This is a genomic window from Pseudomonas putida (genome assembly GCF_028682455.1).
Taxonomy (GTDB): domain Bacteria; phylum Pseudomonadota; class Gammaproteobacteria; order Pseudomonadales; family Pseudomonadaceae; genus Aquipseudomonas; species Aquipseudomonas putida_AA.
In genome coordinates this window covers 610,979-624,089 of the sequence record NZ_JANHLD010000004.1, presented here as the reverse complement: position 1 = coordinate 624,089, position 13,111 = coordinate 610,979, and the positions used below count along the sequence as shown (strand labels likewise).

General features: G+C 62.9%; 15 protein-coding genes. 8 read left to right on the top strand and 7 right to left on the bottom strand.

All coding sequences use genetic code 11. The annotated features are described in order from the left end of the window. Positions 1–45: 45 nt before the first annotated feature. From NPS58_RS26100 to NPS58_RS26090, 3 genes are read right to left on the bottom strand one after another with little or no spacing between them, the layout of a single operon-like run. Positions 46–603, bottom strand: coding sequence for a peptidylprolyl isomerase (locus NPS58_RS26100; protein ID WP_274118111.1), 558 nt, complete (start codon positions 601–603; stop codon positions 46–48). Continuing rightward, positions 597–1,409: an alpha/beta fold hydrolase gene (locus tag NPS58_RS26095; RefSeq protein ID WP_274118110.1), complete on the bottom strand. Its 813-nt coding sequence runs from the start codon at positions 1,407–1,409 to the stop codon at positions 597–599. The genes NPS58_RS26100 and NPS58_RS26095 overlap by 7 nt, the downstream gene beginning before the upstream one ends. 14 nt (positions 1,410–1,423) lie before the next feature. Further along, positions 1,424–2,347 (bottom strand): LysR family transcriptional regulator, encoded by a 924-nt coding sequence (locus NPS58_RS26090; RefSeq protein ID WP_274118109.1) that lies wholly within the window; start codon positions 2,345–2,347, stop codon positions 1,424–1,426. Between the two features lie 49 nt (positions 2,348–2,396). Here NPS58_RS26090 and NPS58_RS26085 point away from each other — a divergent pair, with 49 nt between their 5' ends. The 3 genes from NPS58_RS26085 to NPS58_RS26075 all read left to right on the top strand — a co-directional run bounded on the left by NPS58_RS26085 (position 2,397) and on the right by NPS58_RS26075 (position 4,578). Further along, complete coding sequence (locus tag NPS58_RS26085) at positions 2,397–2,711, top strand: 3-phosphoglycerate kinase (protein WP_274118108.1); 315 nt, start codon at positions 2,397–2,399, stop codon at positions 2,709–2,711. Positions 2,712–2,868: 157 nt separating this feature from the next. Then, complete coding sequence (locus NPS58_RS26080; RefSeq protein ID WP_274118107.1) at positions 2,869–3,468, top strand: FMN-dependent NADH-azoreductase; 600 nt, start codon at positions 2,869–2,871, stop codon at positions 3,466–3,468. 231 nt (positions 3,469–3,699) lie between these two features. Then, positions 3,700–4,578 (top strand): carboxylate/amino acid/amine transporter, encoded by an 879-nt coding sequence (locus NPS58_RS26075; RefSeq protein WP_274118106.1) that lies wholly within the window; start codon positions 3,700–3,702, stop codon positions 4,576–4,578. Here NPS58_RS26075 and NPS58_RS26070 read toward each other — a convergent pair. Then, positions 4,516–5,820, bottom strand: coding sequence for a mechanosensitive ion channel family protein (locus NPS58_RS26070; RefSeq protein ID WP_274118105.1), 1,305 nt, complete (start codon positions 5,818–5,820; stop codon positions 4,516–4,518). The two genes, NPS58_RS26075 and NPS58_RS26070, sit on opposite strands and share 63 nt — an antisense overlap. A gap of 145 nt (positions 5,821–5,965) precedes the next feature. Between NPS58_RS26070 and NPS58_RS26065 the strand changes: the two genes are divergently transcribed. Beyond that, entirely contained in the window at positions 5,966–7,291 is a 1,326-nt protein-coding gene (locus NPS58_RS26065; RefSeq protein ID WP_274118104.1) for a DEAD/DEAH box helicase, read from the top strand. 60 nt (positions 7,292–7,351) lie between these two features. On the opposite strand, the gene NPS58_RS26060 is transcribed toward NPS58_RS26065, so the two are convergent. Then, the gene (locus NPS58_RS26060) at positions 7,352–7,621 is read right to left on the bottom strand and encodes a hypothetical protein (RefSeq protein WP_274118103.1); all 270 of its coding nucleotides are present in this window, start codon (positions 7,619–7,621) and stop codon (positions 7,352–7,354) included. Positions 7,622–7,740: 119 nt separating this feature from the next. On the opposite strand from NPS58_RS26060, the gene NPS58_RS26055 reads away from it, so the two are divergent. Then, positions 7,741–8,133: a transcriptional regulator gene (locus tag NPS58_RS26055; RefSeq protein ID WP_274118261.1), complete on the top strand. Its 393-nt coding sequence runs from the start codon at positions 7,741–7,743 to the stop codon at positions 8,131–8,133. 107 nt (positions 8,134–8,240) lie between these two features. Further along, positions 8,241–9,167: a DMT family transporter gene (locus tag NPS58_RS26050; RefSeq protein ID WP_274118102.1), complete on the top strand. Its 927-nt coding sequence runs from the start codon at positions 8,241–8,243 to the stop codon at positions 9,165–9,167. Here the strand turns inward: NPS58_RS26050 and NPS58_RS26045 are convergent. Further along, positions 9,118–10,296 carry a YbfB/YjiJ family MFS transporter gene (locus tag NPS58_RS26045; RefSeq protein ID WP_274118101.1) on the bottom strand — a complete coding sequence of 393 codons (1,179 nt, stop codon included), beginning with the start codon at positions 10,294–10,296 and terminating at the stop codon, positions 9,118–9,120. The two genes, NPS58_RS26050 and NPS58_RS26045, sit on opposite strands and share 50 nt — an antisense overlap. Before the next feature lie 105 nt (positions 10,297–10,401). On the opposite strand from NPS58_RS26045, the gene ptrR reads away from it, so the two are divergent. Both ptrR and NPS58_RS26035 read left to right on the top strand, forming a co-directional pair. Then, positions 10,402–11,295, top strand: a complete 894-nt coding sequence (gene ptrR, locus NPS58_RS26040) for a putrescine utilization regulator PtrR (protein ID WP_274118100.1) — start codon at positions 10,402–10,404, stop codon at positions 11,293–11,295. Positions 11,296–11,418: 123 nt separating this feature from the next. Further along, a complete protein-coding gene (locus tag NPS58_RS26035; RefSeq protein WP_256205393.1) occupies positions 11,419–11,544 on the top strand; it encodes a PA1414 family protein in 126 nt (41 codons plus the stop codon). Between the two features lie 53 nt (positions 11,545–11,597). On the opposite strand, the gene NPS58_RS26030 is transcribed toward NPS58_RS26035, so the two are convergent. Further along, positions 11,598–12,977 (bottom strand): sodium:solute symporter, encoded by a 1,380-nt coding sequence (locus NPS58_RS26030; RefSeq protein ID WP_274118099.1) that lies wholly within the window; start codon positions 12,975–12,977, stop codon positions 11,598–11,600. Positions 12,978–13,111 lie beyond the last annotated feature (134 nt).

Below are 13,111 nucleotides of genomic sequence, written 5' to 3'. Positions count from 1 at the left end.
GTTCGACCCAAAGGCCTTGGTTCACATCCTTGTGAAACCTTGGGATCAGTCGATGCGCTTGGCCGACTTGATGAACACCGGATCTACCGGTACATCGCGCATGCCTTTCTTGACCGTGGTTGGCGAGTTGACGATCTGGTCTACCACATCCATGCCCTTGACTACCTTGGCGAACACCGCATAACCGGCATCACGGCCCGGGTCGAGGAAGGCGTTGTCGGCCACGTTGATGAAGAACTGGCTGGTGGCCGAATTCGGGTTGGAGGTACGGGCCATCGATAGCGTGCCGCGGGTGTTGTGCAGACCGTTGCTGGCCTCGTTACGGATCGGGTCCTTGGTGGGCTTTTGCACCATTTGCTCGGTGAAGCCGCCACCCTGGGCCATGAAGCCCGGGATTACCCGGTGGAAAATGGTGTTGTTGTAGAAGCCGCTGTCGACGTACTCGAGGAAGTTCTTGCTGCTGATCGGTGCCTTGACCGGGTCAAGTTCCACTTCGATCTGGCCGAAGCTGGTGTCGAACAGTACGTGAGGCGCCTTGTCGGCAGCCATCAGGCTGGTGGCGAAGACGACCGAGCAGGTGGCGAGCAGGAGTTTTTTCAGCATGGGCTCAATGTTCCTTGAGGGGTGGTGGACGCTGCCAGGAATTGCAGCAGCGTCTGGTTGAAAACCTGGGGTTGGTCCAGCGGCGTAGCGTGCCGCGAATCCTCGATGACCGCCAGTCGTGCCTGGGGAATCAGGCTGACATAGCGCTCTTTCAGTTGTACCGGGGTGTAATCCTGGTCGGCGCTGATGACCAGCGTAGGACAGCGGATCTGGCCGATGCGTTCGCTGACGCCCCAACCGACAATGGCATCGAAGCTGGCGAGATAGGCGCGCTTGTCGTTTTTTGCCCAGCGCTCGGCCATCGTGCGCCGAAGGCTTGCCTGTTCGGGCTTGGGAAACAAGCGTGCGGCCAGGGCCTTGCCGATGGTTTCAAGGCTCAGTGCCCGGGCCATGGCCCAGCGCTTGGCCCACCAGATCCAGTCGCTGCGGGTGCGGCGCTTGACCTCCGGGGCGCTGTTGACGATGCACAGGCTGCGCAGCATGTCAGGATGGTCGACCGCAAACTGGAACCCCACCATGCCGCCCATGGACAGCCCCACCAGATGCACCGGGCCGGTCTGCAGGCGTTCGAGCAGGGCCAGCAGGTCGGCACTGAAGGTTGCGATGCTGTAGCGCTCGCGGGGCTTGTCGGAGCGGCCATGCCCGCGGATGTCCATCAGGATCACCCGGTAGTGGCGGGCAAGGGCTGGCACCTGCATTTCCCAGTCCTGGCAACTGGAGCCCAGGCCGTGCAGCAGCACCAGTGGATCGCCCTGGCCATATTCCTCGTAGTGCAATGAGCAACCTTCGTGTTCGAAATAGGCCATGGGCGTGATTCCTGTCAGGCTTGGGCGGGGGCGGCGAAGGGCACATCCAGCGGCGCGGTATCGAAGTTGCGCAACAACTCGATGAGAATCTGCGTGGCCGGGCCCAGGGGTTTGTCCTTGTTGGAGTAAAGGTAGAACAGTGGATGGCGACTGCCACCCTGATCCAGCTGCAGGGGCTTGAGTACGCCCTCGCGCAGCTCGCGCTCGATCAGGTGGCGCGGCAGCCAGGCGAAGCCCAGGCCGCTGCTGACGAACGTGGCGGCGGTGGCCAGGCTGCCGACCGTCCAGCGCTGTTCGGCGCCGAGCCAGCCCACATCACGTGGCTGCGCCCGGCCCGAATCACGGATGACCACCTGCAGTTGGCTTTCGAGGTCCTGGAAGCTCAGCTCCCGGCCCAGGCGATGCAGGCTGTGTTCCGGGTGGGCGACGGCGACGAATTCCACCGAACTCAACTCGGTGCCCAGGTAGCCGGAAATGTTGAAGCCACTGATGGCCAGGTCGGCGATGCCTTCATGCAGCACCTCCTCGACCCCGGACAGTACCTCTTCACGCAGGCGTACCCGGCAACCACGGCTTTGCGGCATGAATGCGCTCAAGGCGCGGACCAGGCGGGCATTGGGGTAGGCGGCATCGACCACCAGGCGCACTTCGGCTTCCCAGCCCTGTTCCATGTGATGGGCCAGGTCTTCGAGCTGGCTGGCCTGCTTGACCAGTTGCCGGGAGCGGCGCAGCAACACATTGCCGGCTTCGGTCAGCACCGCCTTGCGCCCGTCGATGCGCAGCAACGGTACGCCCAGTTGATCCTGCATGCGGGCCACGGTGTAGCTCACCGAGGATTGCGAGCGGTGCAGCGCTTCGGCCGCCTGGGCAAAACCACCGTGGTCGACCACCGCCTGCAGGGTCCGCCACTGATCCAGGGTAACGCGCGGCGCTTTCATCTTCGGCTCCTGTTGTCCTAAGCTGGCGCTCCTACATGGAGAGCGTCGTATGAAGAAATGTTGTGCTGTATTGCTGGCCTTGCTTCCGCTCACGGCCCAGGCTTACCCCATCGATGTGGAAAAGCAGCTCGACGGCGTCAAGCTCGACTACACCACCTATGACACCGACTACGACATGGGCTCGATCACCCTGAACAACTACGGTGACGTACCGGCCCAGTGCACGGTCCGGTTCCAGAACGGCCCGGAAGCTCCCCGGGTGCGGCGGGTACAGGTGCCGGCCAAGCAGAGCAAAGATGTCACCGCCAAGTTCAATCGCAAAATCATCAAGCTGCGCATCGGCCTGGACTGCAAGCCGCAGTAGCCGGTGGTATGCGTCGCCCGTGCTTGAGGGTAGAGCATTGGGCGAATAAAACAATTTTACTGATAGGTTGCACCCAGATTTTACGCTTTTTAATCGATCGGTCACTGATTAATCTTACCTCCATCGACTTACAGCATTCGCCGATGGAGGCAACCCAATGTCCCGTGTACTTGTTATCGAAAGCAGCGCCCGCCAGCAGGATTCGATCTCCCGGCAACTGACCCGTGACTTCGTCAGCCAGTGGCAGGCTGTCAACCCGACAGACTCGATCACCCTGCGCGACCTTGCCGTGAACCCGGTGCCGCACCTGGATGCTAACCTGCTGGGTGGCTGGATGAAGCCTGAAGATCAGCGCAATGGCGATGAGCTGCAGGCCCTGGCCCGCTCCAACGAGCTGACCGACGAAGTCCTGGCCGCCGATGTGCTGGTGCTGGCCGCGCCGATGTACAACTTCACCATTCCAAGCACCCTGAAAGCCTGGCTGGACCATGTACTGCGTGCCGGTATCACCTTCAAGTACACCGAAACCGGTCCGCAGGGGCTGCTCACCGGCAAGAAGGCCTACATCCTCACTGCCCGCGGCGGCATCCACGCCGGTGCTTCGAGCGATCACCAGGAACCCTACCTGCGTCAGGTGATGGCGTTCATCGGTATCCACGACGTGACCTTCATCCACGCCGAAGGCCTGAACCTGGGTGGTGATTTCCATGAGAAAGGCCTGAACCAGGCCAAGGCCCAGCTCGCAGCGGTTGCCTGAGGCACACTGAATTTTCCCGCCTGACACCTGTTGCTCCTTTGGGTGTACCTGCCCGGTCCTTGACCGGGCTTTTTTGTGGGAGCGGGCTTGGCCCGCGATGGTCATCCAGACATCAGCCGTTTTGCTGGCGGTAACGGCATCTCGCGGGGCAAGCCCGCTCCTACCTGTTTGCTGGCTTGCTCTGCGACAGGCGAGCGGATAAGGTCGCCGCCTCCACAGCAAGGGGCAACCATGGGCTATTTATTGATCGTCGCGCTGATCCAGGCGTTTTCCTTCAGCCTGATCGGCGAGTACCTGGCCGGTCACGTCGACAGCTATTTCGCCGTACTGGCGCGGGTAGTGCTGGCCGGGCTGGTGTTCCTGCCCCTGACCCGCTGGCGCCAGGTCGAGCTGCGGTTCATGCGTTCGATGCTGTTGATTGGCGCGCTGCAATACGGCATCACCTATGTGTGCCTGTACCTGAGTTTCAGGGTGCTGACGGTGCCGGAGGTGCTGCTGTTCACCATCCTCACGCCATTGCACGTGACCCTGATCGAAGATGCCCTGAACCGGCGCTTCAATCCCTGGGCACTGGTGGCAGCCCTGGTCGCCGTTGCCGGCGCGGCGGTGATTCGCTTCGACAGCATCAGCCCGGACTTCTTCATCGGCTTCGTGCTGCTGCAACTGGCCAACTTCACCTATGCCGCAGGGCAGGTGATGTACCGCCACCTGATCGCCCGCAACCCCAGCGACCTGCCGCATTATCGGCGCTTCGGCTACTTCTACCTGGGGGCTTTGATGGTGGTGTTGCCAGCGTTCCTGGCCTTCGGCAACAGCCAGCACCTGCCAAGCACCGATGTGCAGTGGCTGGTGCTGCTGTTTCTGGGGTTGTGCCCTACGGCGCTGGGCCTGTACTGGTGGAACAAGGGCGCGTGCCTGGTTTCCGGCGCGACCCTTGCGGTGATGAACAACCTGCATGTGCCGGTAGGGCTGTTGCTCAACCTGCTGATCTGGAATCAGCACGAGCCCCTGGGCAGGTTGTTCATCGGAGGGGCGGTGATCCTGGCTTCACTGTGGATCGGCCGTCTCGGCAGTCAAGGTGCGCTGCGGGTTGGGCAGGCTGGCCGGTAGCAGGCCGGCGCGCAGGTCGTTGCCACTCGGTTGCTGGTAGAGGCTCAGGCCGAACTCCGGCATCACCGACAGCAGGTAGTCGAAGATGTCACCCTGGATGCGCTCGTAGTCGGCCCACACCGTGGTGCGGGTAAAGCAGTAGATCTCCAGTGGCACGCCCTGGGCGGTGGTCTGCATCTGGCGGACCATGCAGGTCATGTTCGGCTGGATCTCGGGGTGGCTCTTCAGGTAGGCCAGGGCGTAGGCGCGGAAGGTGCCGATGTTGGTCATGCGCCGGCGGTTGGCCGACAGTTCGGCGACGTTGCCCTGGGCCTCGTTCCAGGCCTTGAGTTCGCTGCGCTTGCGGCTGATGTAGTCGGTCAGCAGGCGCACCTGGCTCAGGCGCTGTTCTTCGTCGTTGGTCAGGAAGCGCACGCCACCGGCGTCGATGAACAGGCTGCGCTTGATCCGCCGCCCACCCGACTGCTGCATGCCGCGCCAGTTCTTGAACGACTCCGACATCAGGCGCCAGGTAGGAATGGAGACGATGGTCTTGTCGAAGTTCTGCACCTTGACGGTGTGCAGGGTGATGTCGACCACATCGCCGTCGGCGCCCACCTGGGGCATCTCGATCCAGTCGCCGACCCGCAGCATGTCGTTGCTGGTCAATTGCACGCTGGCCACGAACGACAGCAGGGTGTCCTTGTACACCAACAGAATGACTGCCGACATCGCACCCAGGCCCGAGAGCAGCAACAGCGGCGAGCGGTCGATCAGGGTCGCGACGATGACGATGGCGCTGAACACGAACAGGACCATCTTGGCCAGCTGCACATAGCCCTTGATCGAGCGGGTGCGGGCGTGTTCGGTGCGGGCGTAGATGTCCAGCAGGGCATCGAGCAGGGCCGAGATAGCGAGGGTCAGGAACAGGATGGTGAAGGCCAGCGCCACGTTGCCGAGAAAGTGCTGGCTGGTGGCATTGAGCTCGGGCACCAGCTTCAGGCCGAACTGCACCACCAGCGATGGGGTGGTCTGGGCCAGGCGGTGGAAGACCTTGTTCTGGCGCAGGTCGTTGAGCCAGTGCAGCGCCGGTTGCCTGCCCAGCAGGCGGGCGGCATGCAGAATCAGGAATCGCGCCACCCGGCCCAGTACCAGGGCGATGGCCAGCAACACCGCCAGGCCCAGGCCCGCGTGCAGGACGGGGTGTTGATCGAGGGTGCCCCACAGGTCCAGGGCGTTTTGCCACATCTGTTGAATATCCATTGCCGTAGTGAAATTTGTCCGCAAAAGTGAAATGGAGGGCCATTAGAGCGCGGATTGGCGACAAGTTGCCAAAAGAATTCGGCGGCGACGCCGGAAAACGTTACCCTATGCAACTGAATTTTTTGCACATGCCCGAGGTACACCCGTGTTTTCCCAATTCGCCCTGCACGAACGCCTGCTCAAAGCCGTGGACGAGCTGAAATTTGTCGAGCCGACGCCGGTGCAGGCAGCGGCCATTCCGCTGGCGTTGCAGGGGCGGGACCTGCGGGTGACGGCGCAAACCGGTAGCGGCAAGACCGCAGCTTTCGTCCTGCCGATGCTCAATCGCCTGGTCGACCTCAAGCAGAAGCGCGTTGAAATCCGCGCCCTGGTGCTGCTGCCAACCCGCGAGCTGGCCCAGCAGACCCTCAAGGAAGTCGAGCGTTTCTCCCAGTTCACCTTCATCAAGGCTGGCCTGATCACCGGCGGCGAAGACTTCAAGGAGCAAGCCGCGATGCTGCGCAAGGTGCCGGACGTGCTGATCGGCACCCCGGGTCGCCTGCTCGAGCAGCTCAACGCCGGCAACCTGCACCTGGAGCATGTCCAGGTCATCGTCCTGGACGAAGCCGACCGCATGCTCGACATGGGCTTTTCCGAAGACGTCGAGCGCCTGTGCAACGAGTGCCCGAACCGCGAGCAGACCATGCTGTTCTCTGCCACCACTGGCGGTGCCGGCCTGCGCGACATGATCGGCAAGGTGCTCAAGGACCCCGAGCACCTGATGCTCAACAGTGTCAGCCAACTGGCCGAAGGTACCCGCCAGCAGATCATCACCGCTGACCACAACCAGCACAAAGAGCAGATCGTCCAGTGGCTGCTGCAGAACGAGACCTACGAAAAGGCGATCATCTTCACCAATACCCGGGTCATGGCCGACCGCATCTATGGTCACCTGGTGGCCAAGGACTACAAGGCTTTCGTACTGCACGGTGACAAGGACCAGAAGGACCGCAAGCTGGCCATCGAGCGCCTGAAGCAGGGCGGCGCGAAGATTCTGGTGGCCACCGACGTTGCCGCCCGCGGCCTGGACGTCGACGGCCTGGACCTGGTGATCAACTTCGATATGCCGCGCAGCGGCGACGAATACGTCCACCGTATCGGCCGTACCGGTCGTGCCGGTAACGAAGGCCTGGCCGTATCGCTGATCTGCCATGGCGACTGGAACCTGATGTCGAGCATCGAGCGCTACCTCAAGCAGAGCTTCGAGCGCCGGGTCGTCAAGGAAGTCAAAGGCACCTACACCGGGCCGAAGAAGGTCAAGGCCTCGGGCAAGGCGGCTGGGGTCAAGAAGAAAAAGACCGACAAGAAGGGCGACAAGAAGGTCGTAGCCAAGCGCAAGCCGACGGCCAAGCCAAAGCCTAATGCACCGCTGGCCAGTGCAGATGGCCTGGCGCCATTGAAACGTCGCAAACCGGCGCCGGCTGCCGAGTAAGCCTCGGATCGCGGGGCAAGCCCGCTCCTGTCGTAGGAGCGGGCTTGCCCCGCGATAGCCTTAAACCTGCTTTTCCGCTGTCCTCAATTCCTGCAAGCGTTTGTCGATCAGCTGGCATTTGTCCGGCAGGTCCTTGCTGGCGCTGTCCAACTTCATCCCTTTCAATTCGTCATTGATCTCCTTGGCCTTCTGCGGATTCTGCTCCGTCAGTCGCGTGACCTCCTTGGCCAGTTCCTCGCGTTTTTCCGTGGCTTCCTCAAGCGTGCAGGCCCAGCTGGGCAGGGCCAGCAGCAGGCTGGCGGCGGCAGCGATGTTCAACAGGGTCTTCATGGGCAGGGCTCCTTGGCGTGCGATATCCGGTTGAGCCGCAGCAAGCACGCAAAGTTCAGTCGAACCGCAGCTGACAACGCCGGTCACAACCTTACACACCCCTGAGTGAGGCCATGCCGATGATCACCTATGACTGGGACCTGATCGAACGTTTGCTGCACGAAGTGCAGAACAGCGCCGGTCACAGCTTCACCCCGCGCCCCTATGCCGAACAGCATGCCGCCGCCCTGGCTGCCACGGGCGAGCAGGTGCCGGACCTGGACCACCTCAAGACCCGCGCCTGCGAGTATGAAAAGCTGCTGTTCGATCGTGGCTTCATTGCAAGCCGGCCGGAGGACCAGGGCGGCAATGGCGAGAACTTTGTGCTCACGGAACGCGGTTCGCGCTTGCTCAGCCTGATCGACAGCAGCATTCCGGGTAACGACCACCCGCGCCAGGTGCTCGATGAACAGGAGGATGCGCTGGATGAGGCGCTGTTCGACCAGGTGGCGTCGCGGCCCCAAATTGCCTGAAGACGACACAACGCTGGCATTGACGGCCTGCCGCCCTTGATAATCGGCAACTGGATCCACAGCTGCCGAGACTCTGCCATGCCGTTCGCCGACAGCGGGTGCCCGCAATGAGCGCCACCCGTCGCAACACCGATGCCTTCGCCCTGCAAATCATGTTGGTGCTGTGCCTGATCTGGGGCATCCAGCAAGTGATGATAAAGCTGGCGGCCCCCGATATTGCACCGGTCATGCAGCAAGCCCTGCGTTCGGGAATGGCCGCCGTGCTGGTTGGGCTGCTGATGTGTTTTCGCGGCGGCTGGGATCAGGTGTCCCATACCTGGCGCGGCGGGTTGCTGGCCGGGGCGCTGTTCGGGCTGGAGTTCCTGTTCATCGCCGAAGGCCTGAAGCTGACCTCGGCAGCGCACATGTCGGTATTCCTCTACACCGCTCCGGTCTTCACGGCGCTGGGCCTGCACTTTCTGCTTCCCAGCGAACGCCTGCGGCCCCTGCAATGGCTGGGCATCGTGCTGGCCTTCGGCGGGATTGCCTATGCCTTCGCCGGTGGCGTGTCATTGGCCGACATGGACAGCCGCATGCTGCTGGGCGATGCCTTTGGCGTGCTGGCCGGCCTGGCCTGGGGCGCGACCACGGTGGTGGTGCGCGGCTCACGGCTGTCCGAGGCACCGGCGACCCTGACGCTCTTCTATCAACTGGCAGTCGGTTTTGTCGGCTTGCTGTTGATTGCCGCGCTCAGCGGTCAGGTCACTCAGGTGCACTTCACCCCGATGTCGATTGGCAGCCTGCTGTTCCAGGGGTTGATCGTGTCGTTCTTCAGTTACCTGACCTGGTTCTGGCTGCTGCGCCGCTACCTGGCGTCGAACCTGGCGGTGTTTTCCTTCATCACCCCGTTGTTCGGGGTGACCTTCGGGGTGCTGTTGCTGGGGGAGCCGCTGAGCCTGAACTTCGTGCTCGGTGCCGTCATGGTGCTGCTCGGCGTGACCTTGGTCAGCGCGGAGCAGTGGGTGCGCCGACGCTTGCGCAACCTGCTCGGCTAGGAGCGGGGCGCAGCAGCAGGGCGCCGGCCAGCATTAGCCCGCTGCCGGCGATCACCAGCGCCGGCTGCAGGCTTTCGGCAAATCGATTGCTCAAGGCTGCCAGCAGCGGGCCGCTGAGCTGGCCAAGGGCGAAGCAGGCGGTTAGCAATCCAGTGTTGCGTTGGCTTGCGTGGGGCGATAGCTCCCGCAACCGTTGCATCATCAGCTGCATGCAGGCCAGGAACGGCATGCCGCAGAAGATCACCCCGAGGGCCAGGCCCGGCCCGTTGCCCAGCAGGCAGGCGAACACGCCGGCGGCCTGCAGCCAGAGGGTCGCCATCAGCCAATGTGCCGTGCTGCCCCAGTGCGGGCGACGATATCCGACCATCACCACACCCAGCGCTGCCGCCAGGCCGAACCCCGGCCAGAACAGGTCGGCCAGCCAGTGCCCATGGAAGCGCGCGTTGGCCATCTGCGCCATGAAGGTGGCCGGGATGACATAGCCAATGCCGTACAGCGCGTAGATCAGCCCCAGGCGGGCAATGCCCCGGGTCGAGCCCGGCGCGGCCACGCGCAGGGGAATCGGTGCAGCCTGCGGGCGGGGTAGATACGGCAGCACCGCCAGTAACATCAGCAGCGCGGTACCGGCATAGATCAGCCACAGCGGCGCCGACCCGAGCCCGTTAAGATTGGAAAACAGCGCCAGCAACCCCGTCAGCAGGATGCCCACCCCTGGCCCGGCAAACACCAGCGCGCCCAGCCGTTGTTGGTTGCTTGCGGCGGCCAGTTGCTGGGTGAGGCTGGTGAGTATCACCAGCACCCAGGCGCTGGCCATGCCTGTACCCAAGCGCAGCAGCAGGTGGCTCCAGAAACCGTGGGCCCAGAACGAGGCAAGGGTGAGCACTACGCACAGCCACAAGCCGCCCTGCAGGCGGGCGCTGACCTGGCGGGGGCGGCGGGCGAACATGGCGTCCAGGGCGCCGAGCAGGTAGCCGAGGTAATTGGCGGCTGCGATGAGCCCGGCAGCCGTCAGATCGATCTGGCCCTCGTGGAGCAAATGCGGCAGTTGCGGGGTAAGGGCGAAGCGGCCGATACCCATGGCCATCATCAGGGCGACAGCGCTGGCGAGCAGGGGTATGAACGCAGACATGGTCAGGTTCCTGGAGTGGGATCAATGACCGTCAGGCTACGAGCGATTGACTTTCAGTAAAATTGAATAATCATGAGTAACTTGTTCTGTTCTGGAGAATATCTCGTGGAGCTCAGCCAACTGCGGATCTTTCAGGCGGTCGCCGAGGAAGGATCGATCACCCGCGCCGCCGAGCGCTTGCATCGGGTACCGTCGAACCTGTCCACGCGCCTGCGCCAGCTCGAGGAGCAATTGGGCGTCGAATTGTTTCGCCGTGAGCGTCAGCGCCTGCAGCTGTCGCCGGCGGGCAAGGTGTTGCTGGACTATGCCGGGCGCATGCTGGCCCTGCGCGATGAAGCCTTTGCGGCAGTGCAGGGCGGCCAACCGGCCGGGAGTTTTGCCCTGGGCACAATGTACAGCACCGCCGCCATTCACCTGCCGGCTCTTTTGGCGCGCTATCACAAGGCCTATCCGACGGTGAATCTGCAGGTGCAGGCGGCGCCCAGTGGCGAGTTGCTCGAAGGCCTGATCAGTGGTCGCCTGGATGCGGCGCTGGTGGACGGGCCGCTGGCCCTGGCCGGGCTCGACGGCGTGCCGCTGTGCGATGAAACCCTGGTATTGATCACCGAGCCTGATCACCCACCGGTGCGCAGTGCACAGGATGTCACGGGGCGCGCGGTGTTCACTTTCCGCCAGGGCTGCGCGTACCGCATGCGCCTGGAGGCCTGGTATGCCCACGATCATGCCGCCATGGGCCGGGTGATGGAGATCGAGTCTTATCCGAGTATGTTGGCCTGCGTGATTGCCGGGGCGGGGGTGGCGCTGATGGCGCAGTCGATGCTCGACAGCTTGCCCGGACGCGAGCGTGTTGCGGTGCATCGCTTGCAGGCGCCGTTCGATCAGGCCACCACCTGGCTGATGTGGCGCAAGGGTATGCGCGGGGCGAACCTGAGTGCCTGGATAGATCTGCAACAAGGGGAAACAGTTGCAAGGGCAAGCGAAGTGGCGGTCAGTGCTTGATCGAGATCAAACTAGCCCCAACTTGTAGACCATGAGCATGCGTAAAGTACGACATAGGACTATGATCTGTATGAAGCATCGCAGGATTGAATCGCCGTGCAGGCTGACCCGTAAGGGGGAGTTATGAGAAATAATCTGTTCAATTGGCTTCATGACCTGGCTGCGGCCCTGGGCTTGATTCCACCGCCGTTGCAGCCGGTGCCGATCCCCACCGATGAAGAGCAGCGCAAGCGCCAGCCTCGTCGCTAGCGCCTGGCTAGGGCCGCCGCATCATGCCGATGCGACGGCCACCGCTGGCCTGATCAGGCCAGATTCACCGCACCCGCCGTACGACGGGACATCAGACTGACCACCACAAAGCTCACCAGCGCGATCACCAGGCTGTAGTAGATCGGCGTGTTGGCGTCCATCCCATCCTTGACCATGAACACCAGGGCGGTGACGAAGCCCAGGGTCATGCTGGTGATGGCACCGGCGGTGGTTGCACGTTTCCAGTAGATCGCACCGATCAGTGGCACCAGCATGCCGCCTACCAGCAGGTTGTAGGCCAGGGTCAGGGCGCTGATCACGTCTTCGACCACCAGGGCGATACCCAGCACGGCAATGCCGGTCAGCAGGGTGAACAGGCGGTTGATGCCAAGGCTCGATTGCTTGCCGCCACGCAGTTTGGGCAGCAGGTCTTCGGTGAGTACGGTCGACGCTGCCAGCAGGCCGGCACTGGCCGTGGACATCATCGCCGCCAGTGCGGCAGCGATCACCAGGCCGCGGATGCCATCGGGCAGGGCGGATTTGACGATGGCGGCAAAGGCGTTGTTGGCGTTGGACAGGTCCGGCAGCAGCACGTGGGCCGCCATGCCGATCACCGCACATACCAGGCCGTAGATCACGCAGTAGATCCCTGCAGTGGTGCCGGCGCGCTGGGCGACTTTCTCGTCACGGGCAGTGAATACGCGCTGCCAGATGTCCTGGCCGATCAGGATGCCGAAGAAGTAGATCAGGAAGTAGGTGATGATGGTGTCCCAGCCGATGGTGGTCAGGCTGAAGCTCGACGCCGGCAGCTTGGCCACCAGCTCATCCCAGCCGCCCACGCGGTACAGGCAGATCGGCAGCAGGACAAACATCAGGCCCACGGTCTTGATCACGAACTGGACGATGTCGGTCAGGGTCAGCGACCACATGCCGCCGATGGTCGAATACACCACCACCACGCCGCCACCGAGCAGGATGGCAGCCCAGAACGGCATCTCGAACAGCACTTGCAGCACGGTACCGATGGCAAGGGTCGAGGTCACGGCGATCATCAGCGCATAAGCGAGCATGATCACGGCGCTGGCCTGGCGGGCCATGGGGTTGTAGCGCTGTTCCAGCACCTGGGTCACGGTGAAGATTTTCAGGCGCAGCAGCGGTTTGGCCAGGAACAGGTTCAGGGCAATGATGCCCAGGCCCAGGGCTGCGCACAGCCAGAAACCCGAAATGCCATGTACATAGCCCAGGCGAACGGTGCCCACGGTGGAGGCGCCGCCCAGTACTGTTGCCGCCATGGTACCCATGTACAGGCTAGGGCCCAGGTTGCGCCCGGCCACCAAGTAATCTTCATGGGTTTTTGCCCGGCGCATGCCGTAGTAGCCAAGCGCGAGCATGCCGGCCGCATACATCAGAACAACGAATAAGTCCAAGGCCATGGGGGTGTCTCCGATTATCTTTATTATGGTGAGATCGATCCTGACGCCGGGCAAGCCCGGCGCCGGTCATTCGTCTACTGCGCGGGTCGCTTGTGCGCCCCGGCTTTCATGGCTCCTGCCCTTGTAACTTCCCT

Bases quoted from the DNA above. Each gene is read 5' to 3' on its own strand.
- NPS58_RS26100 (WP_274118111.1), bottom strand. From the start codon at position 603: ATGCTGAAAAAACTCCTGCTCGCCACCTGCTCGGTCGTCTTCGCCACC.
- NPS58_RS26095 (WP_274118110.1), bottom strand. From the start codon at position 1,409: ATGGCCTATTTCGAACACGAAGGTTGCTCATTGCACTACGAGGAATAT.
- NPS58_RS26090 (WP_274118109.1), bottom strand. From the start codon at position 2,347: ATGAAAGCGCCGCGCGTTACCCTGGATCAGTGGCGGACCCTGCAGGCG.
- NPS58_RS26085 (WP_274118108.1), top strand. From the start codon at position 2,397: ATGAAGAAATGTTGTGCTGTATTGCTGGCCTTGCTTCCGCTCACGGCC.
- NPS58_RS26080 (WP_274118107.1), top strand. From the start codon at position 2,869: ATGTCCCGTGTACTTGTTATCGAAAGCAGCGCCCGCCAGCAGGATTCG.
- NPS58_RS26075 (WP_274118106.1), top strand. From the start codon at position 3,700: ATGGGCTATTTATTGATCGTCGCGCTGATCCAGGCGTTTTCCTTCAGC.
- NPS58_RS26070 (WP_274118105.1), bottom strand. From the start codon at position 5,820: ATGGATATTCAACAGATGTGGCAAAACGCCCTGGACCTGTGGGGCACC.
- NPS58_RS26060 (WP_274118103.1), bottom strand. From the start codon at position 7,621: ATGAAGACCCTGTTGAACATCGCTGCCGCCGCCAGCCTGCTGCTGGCC.
- NPS58_RS26055 (WP_274118261.1), top strand. From the start codon at position 7,741: ATGATCACCTATGACTGGGACCTGATCGAACGTTTGCTGCACGAAGTG.
- NPS58_RS26050 (WP_274118102.1), top strand. From the start codon at position 8,241: ATGAGCGCCACCCGTCGCAACACCGATGCCTTCGCCCTGCAAATCATG.
- NPS58_RS26045 (WP_274118101.1), bottom strand. From the start codon at position 10,296: ATGTCTGCGTTCATACCCCTGCTCGCCAGCGCTGTCGCCCTGATGATG.
- NPS58_RS26035 (WP_256205393.1), top strand. From the start codon at position 11,419: ATGAGAAATAATCTGTTCAATTGGCTTCATGACCTGGCTGCGGCCCTG.
- NPS58_RS26030 (WP_274118099.1), bottom strand. From the start codon at position 12,977: ATGGCCTTGGACTTATTCGTTGTTCTGATGTATGCGGCCGGCATGCTC.